The sequence below is a fragment of the Pandoraea sp. NPDC090278 genome (assembly GCF_044772185.1).
In the GTDB taxonomy this organism is placed as follows: Bacteria; Pseudomonadota; Gammaproteobacteria; order Burkholderiales; family Burkholderiaceae; genus Pandoraea.
The window spans coordinates 1,485,055-1,499,865 of record NZ_JBIVYJ010000001.1; the positions used below are offsets into that span (position 1 = coordinate 1,485,055).

Consider the following 14,811-nt stretch of genomic DNA (forward strand, 5'->3'; position numbering starts at 1 on the left):
GTGTCCGTGGCCGTCGCCACGCGGATGCGTGTCGCATTTGCCACGCTGACGACCACGTTGACGACGCTCGGTGCGCTGACGGCGCTCCCGTCATCGGCCGAGTCACGCAACGCCGGTGCGGCGCTGTTCGACGACGCCTCGCGGACCGTCTCACACACAACGACGGCGTCGTCGTCCACCACCGCGCCCACGCGAACGACGACGGCAGCAGGCATCGCCCGGCTCGACGGGCCCTACGTACTGGAGGTCATCATCAACGGCGAATCGACCGGGCGCATTGCCCCATTCGCGCGACGGCAAGGCCGCTGGTTCGCCCGCGCAGGCGATCTGCGCGCGCTCGGCCTGACGTCATCATCCGGCGGCCTGCCTGACAACGATGCCGTCGACGTCGCGCTCGATTCGCTGAACGGCATCGGCGTGTCCTACGACGCCACCCACCAGACGCTCGCGCTTGAGGTCGGCGATGCGTGGCTCTCGCCCTATCGCCTGGGCAGCCCCGCACCGGTCGTGATCGGCGCGACGGCCGACCCCGGTCTGATCGTCAACTACGACGGCTACGTGCAGCGTGACGGTTTCACACGCGCCTCCGTGTGGAGTGAAGTGCGGGGCTTCTGGTCGGGGGGCACGCTACAACAGACCGGTCTCGCCGAGCATTCGCGATGGCGTCGTGGCTACCGACGCTACGACACCTGGTGGCAACACGACAACCCGTCGCGACTGACCACGTGGGTCGCGGGCGACCTCATCACCGGCTCGCTCTCATGGAGCCGGTCGCTGCGCATTGGCGGGCTCCAATGGCGTCGCAACTTCGCGCTGCGCCCCGATCTGGTCACGTTTCCCATCCCTGCCCTGCATGGCAGCGCCGTGGTGCCGTCGTCCGTCGACCTGTATCTCGACGGCGTGCGCCGCATGGGCGGACGCGTACCGCCCGGTCCGTTCGTCATTCAGGAGACACCGGGCCTCACTGGCGATTTGCAAGCGAGCGTCGTGACGCGCGACGCGCTCGGGCGTGAGCAGATCACCACCGTGCCGCTCTACATCGATCCCCGCCTGCTCGCACGCGGTCTGTCGAGCTTTTCCATGGAGGCTGGCCTGCCGCGCGACGACTACGGCGTGCGCTCGTTTTCGTACCGGCGTCATCCCGTCGCGTCGGTGGCCGCGCGCTACGGCGCAACGGACACCCTGACCCTCGAAGCACAGGCGCAAGCCGGGAGACGGCTCGCCCTCGCTGGCGCAGGCGCGCTGATGGCACTGGGGCAGGCAGGCGTCATCAGCGCGTCCACCGCCGTCTCTGGCGGACGCGGCACCGGCGGTCAATGGAGCGCGGGCTATCAGTACCTGTCGCGCCACGTGAGCATCGACGCACAGATGATCCGCACGACCGGTCACTACCGCGATATCGCCACATTGGACGGTGTGCCTGTGCCGCGTGCGAGCGATCGCGTGAGCGTCTCCGTGCCGTTCGCGCGTGGCAGCACCGCGTCGCTCGCCTGGTTCGCCCAACGCGTGCCGCGTCAGCCAGCAACGCGCGTGCTGTCTGCCAGCCTGACGCTACCCGCGGGCACGCGCGGCATGCTCTCGATGGGCGGCTTTCGCGACTTTGCGCGGCGTCGCTCTCACGGTATCTTCGCGATGCTCAGCGTCTTGCTCGGCGGTGGCAGCGAAGGCGCAAGTGCAGCGCTGGGGAATGCATCGTTCAGTCAACAGGACGGACAGACGCAGGCGTGGGCGGGCGCGAACCGCACGCCCGATTACGCTGGCGGCTGGGGTTGGCAGGTGCTCGGCGGACGCGCCTTCTCGCAACGCACGATGCAGGGCGAAGTGCAGTATCTCGGGCGTCACGGGCAGGTCTCGGCGCTGGCGCAGCAAGTGGGACGGCAATCCGGCGTCGGCGTAGGCATGACCGGTGCACTCGTCGTCATGGACAACAGCGTGCACGCCACGCGGCGCACTTACGACGCCTTTGCACTCGTGAGCACCGACGCGCAAGCCAACGTGCCCGTGATGCGCGAATCGGTGCCGGTCGGCCGCACGGACTCTCGTGGCTACTTCCTCGTGCCCGATCTGAACGGCTTCGAAGCGTCGCGCATCGGCATCGATCCCATGCATCTGCCCGCCGATCTCGAAGTCACGACAACCGAACGCCGCGTGGCGCCGCAGTCGCGCAGCGGCGTGCTTGTGCACTTTCCGGTACGTCGCTATCACGCGGCACTCGTCACGCTGGTCGACACTTCAGGGCAACCGTTACACCCGGGTACGTCGGTGCGCCATGTGCAAAGCGGCATGGTGACGGTGGTGGGCTACGACGGCGAAGTGTTCATCGACGCACTCGGCCCGCGCAACACCCTCGAATCACGCGACGGACGGCAGCGCTGCCGCGTTTCCTTCGACTGGACGACGCCGCCCGAAGGACGCATCGCCCGCGTCGGTCCGCTGGAATGCGTGGCGTTCGGCACGCTAGCGAAGGAAGCGCTTCCGCGCTCGTCGGAGACAACGTCGACATCGGATGGGTTAGCGCCTGTAACGCCATCGACGCCTTCCGATGTGGAGGATCGGTCATGAGGCTCAAGACCCTGCTTCGCATCGTGCGACGGCAATGCGCCATTGCAGTGGGCTGCCTCGCGATGACGACGAGTGCGCTGGCGCAGACATGTTCCGTCGGCACGCCAACGCTTGCGTTCGCTGCGTTCAGCCCGATCTCTGGTTTCGCACTTTCGGCGACCGGCACGATCCCCGTGTCGTGCAACTGGCCCGTGCTCACCGGCAATCCAAACGTCAAACTCTGTCTGGCGCTGAATGCCACCCAGCCGCTTACGCTGACGAATGCGGGCAACACAATCAATTTCGGACTCTTCACAGATCCTGCGTACTCAAACGCATGGGGCAGCGGCACGAGCAGCGTGATCTCGCTGACGATGGCGCGGCCGTTGCTCGGCGGCACGGTCACACAGAATGTGAACTTCTACGGCAGGATCGTGGCGTCGCAAACGACGGTGCCCACGACCGGCAGCAGCAACACGGTCTACACGAGAGCGTTCGCGTCGACGGACACCTCGCTGCAATATGCGTCCTACGCAGCGCTTTCGCCCGCGCCCGCCTGTGGCACCGCCATGACGGCCGCGCCCGGCTCGCCGTTCACCGCGAACGTCACCGTGATCAACAACTGCACCATCGCCGCCGCCAACATTACCTTTGCCACACAATCGGCGCTCGCCAGTCCAGTCACCGGCAGCGGGCAACTCTCGGTGCAATGCACGAAGAATGACGCCTATCGCGTGAGCCTGTCGGGCGGACTACTGGGAACGGTCACGTCGCGCACAATGAGCGGCCTCACGTCGAGCATCGGCTATCAGTTGTATCTCGACAGCGGCTACGCCACGATCTGGGGGGGACGGCACGTCGGGGACGTCGCAACTGACCGGCACCGGTACAGGGCTTGTGCAGGCCATTCCGATCTATGCGCGCGTGCCGTCTCAATCGACGCCCGCCCCCGGGGTCTACACCGACACGGTCACGGCGACGATTCAGTTCTGATGGCGTTCCGTGAAGGTGCCGGGCGAGTTCAGACCGCTTCGGCGCGCGGCGGCTTGAGCGGCAAGACCTGAAGGCGATCGCCCGTCTTCACGCCCAACGCCTGCGCGGCGAGAGGGCTGAGCGCGAACGCACGGCGCTCGGGGCGACCGATCACCAGCGTCGCGCGAAAACCTTCGAGGCCTAGGCACGCCACGAGATACGGTTCCGCGTTCGGCGTCGCCGGTACCGGACTGCCGTCCTCGTTTGTTGTCGCCACGACGTTCGCCGTCAGATAGCGGCTGTCGCGCGCCGCACGTAAATCGGCAACACGCGCTTCGAGCACCGGCCCGCTGTCGAAGATGTCCACGTGCGACCCGGAGCGCATCCCCTCCTGCTCCAGCAGACGCCGAGCGGGCAGCGTGTCGCGGTGCGTCACGCCGATGGCGGCTTGCGCTTGCGGTGACAGGAAGTCGACGTAAATCGGGTACTTGGGCATCAGCTCAGCCACGAACGACTTCTTGCCAATGGACGTGAGGTAGTCCGCCTGATCGAAGTCGATCTTGAAGAAGTGTTGTCCGAGCGACTGCCAGAACGGGCTCTGTCCCTCGTCGTCGAAGAAGCCACGCAACTCGGCACACACGTGCGGACCGAATCGCTCGGGGAACTGCGCCATGAACAGAAAGCGGGCCTTCGAGAGCAGCGCACCGTTGCCGTGTCCGCGCCATTTCGGGTCAAGCAGCAGCGAGCAGAGTTCGCTGTAGCCGGTGAGGTCATTCGAGAGCGAGAGCGTCAGCATGCGCGACCAGACATTCAGCTCCCGGCTCGCGTGGACAATCGTGTCCTTGCGATAGGTGTAGAACGGCTGATCGAGGCCGACGGCAGCTTCCAGACCGCAAACGCCCGTAACCTCACCGGTGTCGACATCCTCCATCACGAACAGATAGCCTTGCTCCGCCGTGGGCGCATGTCCTTCGACGGTCGCGGCCACGCGCGCCAGACGCGCTTCGAGCGCTGCCCGGTCGGGCTTGAACGACGTCATGCCCGGCCCGGCCATCGCTGCCAGCGCCAGCAGCGCGGGCAGATCGTCCGGACGCGCCAGACGCACCACGCGCAGCGAATTCGCCGCGATGTCGTCAGAGGAGGCAGCAGCCGTATTCGCTGGAGCGCCGGAGATCGCCGTCGCTTTCGATTGACGCGTCATGGAAGCATCCCGTGAGTTGGATAAAACAAGGGCCGGAGCGACGTCATCCGTCGGTCCGGCCCGAAGTCCTGTGCATCGGCGCAGGTCTTGTTACGTTCACCGCGCGCTTCGGCGGCCTTCTTAAGCGGCCTTCGCCGTGGCAGCCACCGTGGCAACCGCCTTCTCCAGCGAGGCGAGACCGGCGTCGATGTCCGCGAACGGAATGTTCAGCGACGGCGCAAAACGCACCACGTCACCGCCCGCCACCAGCAGCATCAGACCGTTCTTCTCGGATTCGACGACGATGTCCTTGGCACGACCGGCGAACGCCGGCTTGAGCACGGCACCGATCAGCAGGCCCATACCGCGCACCTGATCGAACACACCATGACGCGCGTTGATTGCCTCGATGCCCTTGATGAAATGGTCGTGACGCGCCTTCACGCCATTCAGCGTCTCAGCCGTGTTGATCAGTTCCAGCACGCGACCGGCGATGGCCGTCGCGAGCGGGTTGCCACCGTACGTGCAGCCGTGCGTGCCCGGCGAGAAGCTTGCAGCAACCTTGCTCGTCGTGAGAATGCCGCCAATCGGATAGCCGTTGCCCAGCGCCTTGGCGGTAGTCAGGATGTCCGGCGTCACGCCGTATTGTTCGTAGGCATACAGCGTGCCGGTGCGACCGACGCCCGTCTGCACTTCGTCGAAAATCAGCAGCGCGCCGTGCTGATCGCACAGCTCGCGCAGATCCTTCAGGAATTCCGGATCGGCGGGCAGCACGCCGCCCTCACCCTGCACCGGTTCGACGATGACAGCGGCCGTGGCGTCCGAAATCGTCGCACGGACGGTTTCCAGATCGTTGTACGGCAGGTGCATGATGCCCGTCGGAATCGGACCGAAACCTTCGGTGTACTTGGCCTGACCGCCCACGCTCACGGTGAACAGCGAACGGCCGTGGAACGAGTTGTAGAACGAGATGATCTCGCTCTTTTCCTTGCCACCGCGCTCGGCGGCGTGGTCGTAGGCGTAGCGGCGCGCCAGCTTGAGTGCGGCTTCGTTCGCTTCGAGACCCGAATTGCAGAAGAACGCCTTGTCGGCGAACGTCGCTTGCGTGAGCGCCGTGGCCAGACGCAGCACCGGCTCGTTGGTGTAACCGTTACCGATGTGCCAGACCTTGCGGGCCTGCTCTTCGATCACCTTCACCAGTTCCGGATTGGCATGGCCGAGCGCGTTGACCGCGATACCGCCGGTGAAGTCGACATACTCGCGACCTTCCTGATCCCACATGCGCGAGCCTTCGCCGCGCACGGGCACCATCTGGGCAGGAGCGTAATTGGGCACCATCACGTCGTCGAACGTCTGGCGGGTCACAGCGATTTGCTGGCTCATGACTACCTCGTGAAATCGGAGTGCAATCAGCGATTGCGGGGCAGGCCCGGACAAAGGTCACTGCCCTGTGAAAAAACCTGGCTGGGCGCTCAGGATGCCTGCGACGCGCCGCGGCGCTAAGTCACTCGGCGCGCGTACCCTCGCATTGTAATCAGATGCGGCGCGCGGATATACCATTGCGCGCACCGCGATCATGAGAATTACAAGACTTTGCGCAAGAATTCGCGCGTGCGCTCGTGCTTCGGCGCCGTGAAGATCTGCTCGGGCTGACCTTCTTCCATGATCACGCCCTGATCGATGAAGAACACGCGGTCGGCGACTTCACGGGCGAAGCCCATTTCGTGCGTCACGACGACCATCGTCATCCCTTCTTCGGCGAGCGACTTCATGACTTCCAGCACTTCGCCCACCAGCTCCGGGTCGAGCGCCGAGGTCGGCTCGTCGAACAGCATGACCGTCGGTTGCATGGCGAGTGCGCGGGCGATCGCCACGCGCTGCTGCTGACCGCCGGAGAGCTGATTCGGGAAGGCGTCGATCTTCTCGATCAGACCCACCTTCTTGAGCAACTGTTCGGCAATGGTCACCGCTTCGTCACGCTTGATGCCGTTGACCTGCATCGGCGCGAGAATCAGATTCTCCAGCACTGACATATGCGGAAACAGGTTGAAGCGCTGGAACACCATGCCGACGCTGGCGCGCATGGCATTCATGTCCGTCTTCGGATCTTCCACGTGGAAGCCATTGACGAGCACTTCGCCGCCGCTCACGTCTTCCAGACCATTCAGGCAGCGCAGGAAGGTGCTCTTGCCCGAACCCGACGGTCCGATCACGCACACCACTTCCTTTTCTTCGATGCGGCAGGAAATGCCGCGCAGTACGTGCGCCTCGCCGTACTGCTTTTGCAGGTTATTGACGACGATCACCTTTGCCGTACCTCGTTTCAAGATGTTGAACAAATGCCGACAGCACCAGCGTGATCACCCAATAGATGAGCGAAATCGTCAGATACGGCTCCCAGTAGCGCGCGTAGGCACCCGACACCGTGCGTGCGGCGTACGCCAGTTCGGCCAGACCGATGGCCGATGCGAGCGACGAGTCCTTCACGATGGCAATGGCGTTGTTGCCCAGCGGCGGCAGCATGCGGCGGAACGCCTGCGGCAGCACCACCTTGCGCAGCGTTTGCATGTAGGTCATGCCGAGCGAGCGGGCCGCTTCGGCTTGTCCGCGGTCGATCGACTGAATACCGGCGCGGAAGATTTCCGACACGTAGGCACCGGCGTTCAGCGAGATCGCCAGCACGGCCGACATGAACGCACCGTACTGCGAACGGATTTCGCGGGCGAAATCGCCGCTCACGAGCAGGCCGCCCGACGGGTTGATCAGCAACGGCATCAACGCGAAGTGGATCAGCAGGATCTGCACGAACAGCGGCGTGCCGCGGAAAAAGCTGACGTAGAAGCGCACGGGGTATTGCACCGCGTAGCGCAGGAAATACTTATAGAAGCCGTGACGCGCTTCGGCCAGACGGCCAACGCCAAGCACGAGCCCAAGTAACGTGCCGGCGATCACACAGATCACCGTGCACTTGAGCGTCATCAGCGTGCCCTCGACGAACAGGGGCATGTATTCGCTGATGATGTTCCACTGGAACCCACCCATGAAGCACCTTTCTCACAAAATGAAACGGACCGGTCTGACCGGCGGAAAAACGCTCGCGGCCCGGGGGTTGACGTCGGTAGTTGACGATCAGCTCACGGGCCGCGAGTGGCCAGAATCTCTGGCGCGCGTGGCGCGAATCTTATACGCGTTGTTTACTGTTGCGGCAGCGTCGGTACGTCGGCATCGAACCACTGCTTGTAGATCTTGGCGTAGGTCCCGTCAGCCACGATCTTCTTCAGGCCGGTATTGATCTTGTCGAGCGCGACCTTGTTGCCCTTCTTCACGGCGATACCGAAGTACTGGCGCTTGAACTTGTTGTCGTAGACGAGCTTGAACGGCTTTTCCGGATGGCTCTTGATGTAGAACTTGATCACGCCGACGTCGCCCACGGCGGCGTCCACGCCACCGCGATACAGCTCTTCGAGCATGAGCGGCGTGTTGTCGAAGCGACGGATGGCGGTGCTGGCCTTGCCCAGCTCTTCCGAGACGGCGATGTCGCCAGTGCTCGAATTGACCACGCCGACTTGCAGCTTCTTCAGATCGACCAGACCGGTGACCTTCGCGCCCGGCGAGGTGATGATGACCTGATCGGCCGGGAAGTACGGGGCCGAGAAGTCGACCATTTCACGACGCTTGTCGGTAATGGTGATGCCGGAAATGATGATGTCGCGGTCGCCCTGATCGAGCGTGGCGAAGATGCCTTCCCACGGGGTGCTGACCAGCTTGGTGTTGAAACCACCGGCCTTGCCGATCGCCTTGATGATGTCGATATCGAAGCCGACCAGTTCCTTTTGCGGCGTTTCGAACTCGAACGGACGGTACGTGCCGCCTGCGCCCACGGTGTAGGTCGGATCGGCGGCCTGTGCTGCCGGCAGCGCGGCAAAGGTCGTCAGAATACAAGCGGCGGCCAGCACCAGGCGCTTCGTCAACATAGTAATTTCCTTGGCGAGGATTCCAGAAAGAGCGCAATGATACTCCTCGGCGCCCTTGAAACGAAAAAAACCCGCCAAAGCGGGTTTTCTCGTTGCGATCTCGCGACGTGAGGCCGAATTCTCACACGGTGAAAATACCTATGCGACGGGCCTGCAGCCCGCTCCGTCTTCCGGCCGGTTGCGTCGAAAACTCAGAATGCACCCGCCGCAATCGGCCCGGCGGCTTGCCCAGGACCGAAAACCACATCGCGGTAGGTTTTACCGGCCGGGATCATCGGGTACACGTCGTCTTCACGCGCCACAAGGACGTCGAGCAGATACGGCTCGCTCGGGTCTTCGAGCATGCGCGCCAATGCAGCGGGCAATTCCTCGGCACGGGTGACACGAGCGCCCGCCACGCCATACCCGGCGGCAATCGTCACGAAGTCCGGGTACGGACGCCCATCGTTCGCCCCATCCGGCGCATTCGGGTCGACCAGCGACGATGCCACCCGGTTGCGCGCATAAATCATGTCCTGCCACTGGCGCACCATGCCCAGCCACTGGTTGTTGATGACTAGCACCTTGACGCCGATGCCGTAACGACGACACGTCGAGAGTTCGTTGACGGACATATTCAGGCTGCCGTCGCCGTCGATATCGATCACCGGCACGTTCGGCAACGCGACCTTCGCACCGATGGCCGCAGGCAAACCGAAGCCCATCGTGCCGAATCCGGCGCTCGACAGGAACGTACGCGGCTCGCGCAAACGCAGGTGCTGCATCGCCCACATCTGGTGCTGCCCCACGCCCGTCGTGACCACCGCCTCCGGCGGCAGCAGCGCCGCCAGCGCGGCGATCACGTCCACGCCGGTCAGCACACCGGTGTCCTTGCCTGCACTCGCCTCGCCTGCCGTCTGCGGTGCACGCAGCGGATGGGCGTTGCGGCGCTCGCGAAGATAGGTGTGCCATGCCGGGACGTCACGCCGTTTGGCGTGCGCCAGCAGACCGGCAAAAGCGTCGCGCAGATCCGCGTGCACCCCCAGCGTGACCGGCTTGTTCTTGCCGATCTCGGCAGCATCCACATCGATATGCACGATCTTCGCGTGACGCGCGAACGACGCGGGATCGCCGATCACCCGGTCGTCGAAGCGCACACCGAGCGCCAGCACGAGATCGGCCTCGTTGACCGCGACGTTCGCCGCATACGCGCCGTGCATGCCCAGCGGGCCGAGCAACAGGGGATGGTCGTCCGGCACCGCGCCAAGTCCCATCATCGTGAGCGCGACCGGGCAGTCGAGCGCTTCGGCCAGTGCGACCAGTTGCGCGCTCGTCCCCGACGCGATCACCCCGCCACCGGCGTAAAGGACCGGCCGCTCACTCTGCGCGAGCAATGCGGCAATGCGTTGCGCCGTCTCGTCGCTCATGCCCGCAGGCACGGCGGACGTAAAGCGCTTGTCCGTCGGCTGTTCGGGACGTGCCTGCTGAATGTCCTTCGGAAAGTCGAGCAAGACCGGACCGGGACGTCCAGCCAGCGCACACGCCGCGGCTTCGCGCAGTGCGGCCGGGATGTCGCGCGCTTCGCGCACCTGACGCGCGAGCTTCGTGACGGGCTTGGTGATCGCGACGATGTCGACTTCCTGGAAGGCGTTCTTGCCCAGCCAGTGTGTAGCGACATTGCCAGTAATGGCCAGGATCGGCACCGAATCGCTGGCGGCATCGGCGATGCCCGTCACAAGATTGGTCGCGCCCGGGCCGGAGGTCGCAAGGCAGACGCCCAACTTGCCAGTCGCGCGCGCATAGCCTTGCGCCCCGAAGACGGAGCCCTGTTCATGCTCGGTACGCACCAGCGTGATCGATACGCGCGAGAGCGCATCGAGCATTTCGAGATTGGCCCCGCCCGGGTAGCAGAACACCGTATCGATGCCAATGTCGACCAGCGTGCGCGCAATCAGGTCTGCGCCTTTGGCAGACAGCGGAGCAACGGGCTGGGCGACGGCACCGGTCGCGGTTTCGGCAGCGGGCAAAGTCAAATCGAGTTTCATAGGTACGTGTTTTCCTGCTGATTCAGTCGAACGGGAGGGAATTGTTGCGGCGAATATCACTAATAGCTGTGAATTTTACGGGGATCGAGCGGTAAATGCTTCGCGTATCGTTGACAAAAACCCGTCGATTTCACATGATTCATTCAAATTTACCTATGTCGAGGAATAAATCATGCAAATTGACGAATTCGATGAAAAAATCCTCGCACTTTTGCAGGAAGACGCCTCGCTCTCCGCCGCGCAGATCGGCGAGCGCATCGGGCTGTCTCAATCGCAATGTTGGCGACGCATTGACCGGCTCGATGCCGAGGGCGTGATCGAGCGGCGCGTTGCGCTGGTCGACCGTAAGAAGGTCGGGCTGAACGTCATGCTGTTTGCCCACGTAAAACTCGCCGGACACAACCGCAACGCACTGCCCGAATTCTCCAAGGCGATTCAGGACTTTCCCGAAGTGCTGGAGTGCCACGTGCTGATGGGCAACGTCGACTTTCTGCTTCGCATCGTCACACGCGATGTCGACGCCTACGAGCGCTTCTTCTTCGAGCGGCTCTCTCAGTTGCCGATGGTGCAGGAAGTGAACTCGATGATTGCGCTCTCGCAGATCAAGTCCACCACGGTGCTGCCCATCGGCAGTGGCCAGCCCAGTGCGCATGGCAATGCGTCCTCCGGCAACTCATGACGCAGTGCTGACAGATTCATGTCACGGAACCGACCGTAAACTGTCGGCCATTTGTCTGCCACTAGTCTGCCGCTCGTCTGCCACTCGTCAGCCGCCAGTTAAACATCAGGCATCCTTCGATCGTCCTGATAAGCGACGCGGAGCACGTTGGACAGCGCCCCCGCAAGCCTCTATCCTTAAGCATCCACTTCGGGAGCCTTGCATGAAACGTTGGTTAGGAATGACCGCCGCTGCCGCGATTGTCGGTGTCACGGCCTGGTGCATGATCCCCGCCCATGCGGCATTGCAGAACGGCGCGTCGGCGCCGGACTTCAAGGCGCAAGCCTCGCTCGGCGGCAAAGTCTTCACGTTCTCGCTCGCGGACGCGCTCAAACAGGGCCCCGTCGTGCTGTACTTCTACCCCGCTGCATTTACCACCGGATGCACGATCGAAGCACATGACTTCGCCGAAGCGACCGACAAGTTCAAGGAGATGGGCGCGACGGTGATCGGCGTTTCGCACGACAACATCGACACGCTCAACAAGTTCTCCGTGTCCGAGTGCCGCAGCAAGTTTGCCGTGGCGGCCGACACCGATCAGAAGATCATGAAGGCGTACGACGCCGTCCTCGCCCTCAAACCGGACATCGCCAATCGCATCTCTTACGTCATCGCCCCCGACGGCAAAGTGATCTACAGCTACGTCAGCATGGATCCGGACAAGCACGTCCAGAACACGATGGCTGCCGTTCGCAAGTGGCACGAGACGCATCACTGAAGGCATCACCAAGGCATCACTGACGACTCCCCGATGAGGACTGCATGACCACGGCTACACCGACGGCGAGGACCATCGCCCGCGCGCAGACCCGCAGCGAAGAACTCGCCAACAGCCTCAGCCACGGCCTCGCCTGTCTGGCCGCGCTCGCAGCGATCCCGTTTCTCTTCACCGCCGTACGCCCGCCGCTGCCCAGCACCGTGCAGCAGATCGGCATCGGCGTGTTCGCCGTCACGATGGTCGTGGTCTATCTGGCATCCGCGCTGTACCACGGGCTGCCGGACGGCCGGGCGAAGCGCGTGTTCATGCGCGTCGACCATTGCGCCATCTTTCTCTTCATTGCCGGGACTTACACGCCCTTCACCGTCAAGATCCTGCACGATCCGTGGGGCTGGCCCCTGCTCACCGGCGTGTGGGCGATGGCAATTGCGGGGCTCGTCGCCAAGTCGCTCGGGTTGCTCGACCGCCCGCTCGTCTCGACGCTGCTCTACATCGGGTTAGGCTGGATGGCCGTGCTGGTCGCAGGTCCGGTGCTGGCCGCCATTCCCGGCCCCGGCGCCGGATGGCTATATGCCGGGGGTGCTGCCTACACCATCGGGGCGATCTTCTATTCGCTCGACGGGCACATCAAGTTCGGGCATCTCGTCTGGCACCTCTTCGCCATCGGTGGCACCGTCTGTCATTACCTCGCCGTCTGGCGCTACATCTGACGCTTCCGGATCCTTTCCGATCAAACGTCGTCCCCTGAACCCTGCGCAGTGCACCGGCAGTTCGCCAGCTTCTCGGCGAGCCGGTCGCACCGCTCGGTCAACGCCGGATCGCCGAACATGCGGCACGCGCCTCGCATGCGATGAATGAGGCCCTGAGCGGCTTCAAGGTCTTCGCGACGGCGTCTTGCCAAAAGACGACGAAAGCGCGCCAGATCCTTCGCCATTTCATCTCGCATCATGCGTCGCGCGTAGGGGTCATCCCTTAGCGCCGACCGCGATTTCGGCGGACTTTTCTCGTGGCTGAGCGATAGCGCCGCCTCCGACGTTGCATCGCTGCCGACATTGCACGTCACATCGGGGACGAGTTCGTCATCGCCCTCCTCCGACGCAGGCCAGCGGACCGCCAGCGTTTGCGATAACCGCTGGCGCGACACCGGCTTGGTCAGCACACCGTCCAACCCGGCCTCCCGGGCCGCGCGTGCTTCCACCACCGAGCCTGTCACCGCGTACACGACCGGCTCCCGGCGGCCCAGCATCGGGGCGAGCGCATGCAGCGTTTTCGCGAGCGCCAGACCGCTCACGCCGTCGAGGTGGATGTCGGTCAGCACGACATCGACGTCGAGCGCAATCCATTGCACAAGCGCGTCTGTCAGGTCCTCCGCACTGGCGACGTGGCACCCGAGCGACACCAGTTGATCGGCCAGAATCCTGCGATTCATCACATGGTCGTCCACGACAAGTGCCTGTAATCCGGGGCGCACAGCCACTTCGACGACCTCTCTCTCGGGCCGATGCCCCGGCACCCCAGGTAACGTTGCACCTCCCTCCGCAGGCACGTCATCCCTGGCCTTTGCCGTCGCACCGCCTCCCCGTAGAGCGAATGGCACCGACAGTCGAAATCGTGCACCCGAAGCACAAGGCTCGACACAAAGCGTGCCCTGCAGACGCCACGTCCACTGTCGCGCGACCCAAAGCCCAAGCCCTGTGCCCTTCACCGACGTTTGCGCGCGGGAGAACGCGGCAAACACCGCGTTTTCCATCCCGGCCGGAATACCCGGCCCCGTGTCCGTGACGCGAATGGTCAGATGCGGGGCGCGGGCGGTGTCATCGTCGCCTGGCAAATCGGCAGCGTCAGCGGCACTCAAATCCGCCGCCTCGCACACCCACGAGACCCGCACCGCGACGCCACCGAACGCCGTGTACTTCAACGCGTTATCGATCAGCGTGCGCACGATCTGCCGCAGACGCGCGCCGTCGCCCCACAAAAAGACGGGCACCGCGTCCGCGATCTCGCACGTCAGATCGAGCCCTTTGCGACGTGCCAATTCGGCAAAGGCATCGACTTCGGCATCGAGACTCTGGCGCACCTCGAACACCGCCTCTCGCAGCGGTAGTTGCGCAACGTCGTCCTGCCCGAGGTGTAGGACATCGTCGACGGCCCCGGCGAGCACATCGAGCATGCTTCGCATATTGCCCAGCCGTGCACGCGGCGCGGATGCGTCTATCGCCCCGGCGACCTCCCCGGCGTCGTCCCACAGCGCGTCGAGATGCCCCTGCAACACCTGGAGCGGTGCACGCAACTCGTGCACCAGCGCCATGCGAAACGTGCCGGGGTCTGCCGGGCCGCGTTCGGCAGCATTCCTTACGAAATCTTCCGGCAGGCTGTCGCCCTCCGATGCATACGCCCCCGGATCGGGGTTAGCGGGGTTGGCATGACTCTCATCACTTCTGTTTCGGAACTTGAATTTGTCGGGATTCATCGCGTCATTGACGCCGCATCACGATTCACGCGCTTCGGCGTACTGAAGAAAGTGAAACAGCCTTTAAGTCTGGCCGTTTGCGTGACGCTTGCGACTGCGCAAATTCCGAACTTTTTCCCGCGCGGGCGCACTTTCGGAATCCCCCGAGCCCGAATGGCTCAAGTTCTGCTTCTCATATGCCGATAATCCCTATGCCCCGTCTTGCACTCACCGA

General features: G+C 63.8%; 12 protein-coding genes and 1 pseudogene. 6 read left to right on the forward strand and 7 right to left on the reverse strand.

What is annotated here, in order from left to right:
• The 3 genes and pseudogenes from ACIQWO_RS06370 (at position 1) to ACIQWO_RS06380 (ending at position 3,534) form a co-directional block, all read left to right on the forward strand.
• On the forward strand, positions 1-2,562 hold the full coding sequence (locus ACIQWO_RS06370; protein WP_402820717.1) for a fimbria/pilus outer membrane usher protein: 2,562 nt from the start codon (positions 1-3) through the stop codon (positions 2,560-2,562).
• Between the two features lie 62 nt (positions 2,563-2,624).
• Positions 2,625-3,374: pseudogene (locus ACIQWO_RS06375) on the forward strand (spore coat protein U domain-containing protein); the annotation flags it as partial.
• A 64-nt stretch (positions 3,375-3,438) separates the two neighbouring features.
• Complete coding sequence (locus tag ACIQWO_RS06380; protein ID WP_402821865.1) at positions 3,439-3,534, forward strand: spore coat protein U domain-containing protein; 96 nt, start codon at positions 3,439-3,441, stop codon at positions 3,532-3,534.
• A gap of 28 nt (positions 3,535-3,562) precedes the next feature.
• Here ACIQWO_RS06380 and astA read toward each other — a convergent pair whose 3' ends face one another.
• From astA to ilvB, 6 genes are all read right to left on the reverse strand, one after another.
• A complete protein-coding gene (gene astA / locus ACIQWO_RS06385; protein WP_402821868.1) occupies positions 3,563-4,627 on the reverse strand; it encodes an arginine N-succinyltransferase in 1,065 nt (354 codons plus the stop codon).
• Positions 4,628-4,834: 207 nt separating this feature from the next.
• Entirely contained in the window at positions 4,835-6,076 is a 1,242-nt protein-coding gene (locus tag ACIQWO_RS06390; RefSeq protein WP_402820720.1) for an aspartate aminotransferase family protein, read from the reverse strand.
• Positions 6,077-6,276: 200 nt separating this feature from the next.
• A complete protein-coding gene (locus ACIQWO_RS06395; protein WP_402820723.1) occupies positions 6,277-6,999 on the reverse strand; it encodes an amino acid ABC transporter ATP-binding protein in 723 nt (240 codons plus the stop codon).
• On the reverse strand, positions 6,983-7,735 hold the full coding sequence (locus ACIQWO_RS06400; RefSeq protein ID WP_402820726.1) for an amino acid ABC transporter permease: 753 nt from the start codon (positions 7,733-7,735) through the stop codon (positions 6,983-6,985). The genes ACIQWO_RS06395 and ACIQWO_RS06400 overlap by 17 nt, the downstream gene beginning before the upstream one ends.
• A 152-nt stretch (positions 7,736-7,887) precedes the next feature.
• Positions 7,888-8,667 carry a basic amino acid ABC transporter substrate-binding protein gene (locus tag ACIQWO_RS06405; RefSeq protein ID WP_402820729.1) on the reverse strand — a complete coding sequence of 260 codons (780 nt, stop codon included), beginning with the start codon at positions 8,665-8,667 and terminating at the stop codon, positions 7,888-7,890.
• A gap of 191 nt (positions 8,668-8,858) precedes the next feature.
• The gene (ilvB, locus tag ACIQWO_RS06410) at positions 8,859-10,691 is read right to left on the reverse strand and encodes a biosynthetic-type acetolactate synthase large subunit (protein ID WP_402820732.1); all 1,833 of its coding nucleotides are present in this window, start codon (positions 10,689-10,691) and stop codon (positions 8,859-8,861) included.
• Between the two features lie 172 nt (positions 10,692-10,863).
• Between ilvB and ACIQWO_RS06415 the strand changes: the two genes are divergently transcribed.
• The 3 genes from ACIQWO_RS06415 (at position 10,864) to ACIQWO_RS06425 (ending at position 12,837) form a co-directional block, all read left to right on the forward strand.
• Positions 10,864-11,370 (forward strand): Lrp/AsnC family transcriptional regulator, encoded by a 507-nt coding sequence (locus ACIQWO_RS06415; RefSeq protein ID WP_402820734.1) that lies wholly within the window; start codon positions 10,864-10,866, stop codon positions 11,368-11,370.
• 202 nt (positions 11,371-11,572) lie between these two features.
• Positions 11,573-12,127: a peroxiredoxin gene (locus tag ACIQWO_RS06420; RefSeq protein ID WP_039398025.1), complete on the forward strand. Its 555-nt coding sequence runs from the start codon at positions 11,573-11,575 to the stop codon at positions 12,125-12,127.
• A gap of 44 nt (positions 12,128-12,171) precedes the next feature.
• On the forward strand, positions 12,172-12,837 hold the full coding sequence (locus ACIQWO_RS06425) for a hemolysin III family protein (protein ID WP_150737074.1): 666 nt from the start codon (positions 12,172-12,174) through the stop codon (positions 12,835-12,837).
• A gap of 20 nt (positions 12,838-12,857) precedes the next feature.
• Here the strand turns inward: ACIQWO_RS06425 and ACIQWO_RS06430 are convergent, their stop codons facing one another.
• A complete protein-coding gene (locus ACIQWO_RS06430; RefSeq protein ID WP_402820739.1) occupies positions 12,858-14,597 on the reverse strand; it encodes a hybrid sensor histidine kinase/response regulator in 1,740 nt (579 codons plus the stop codon).
• Positions 14,598-14,811 lie beyond the last annotated feature (214 nt).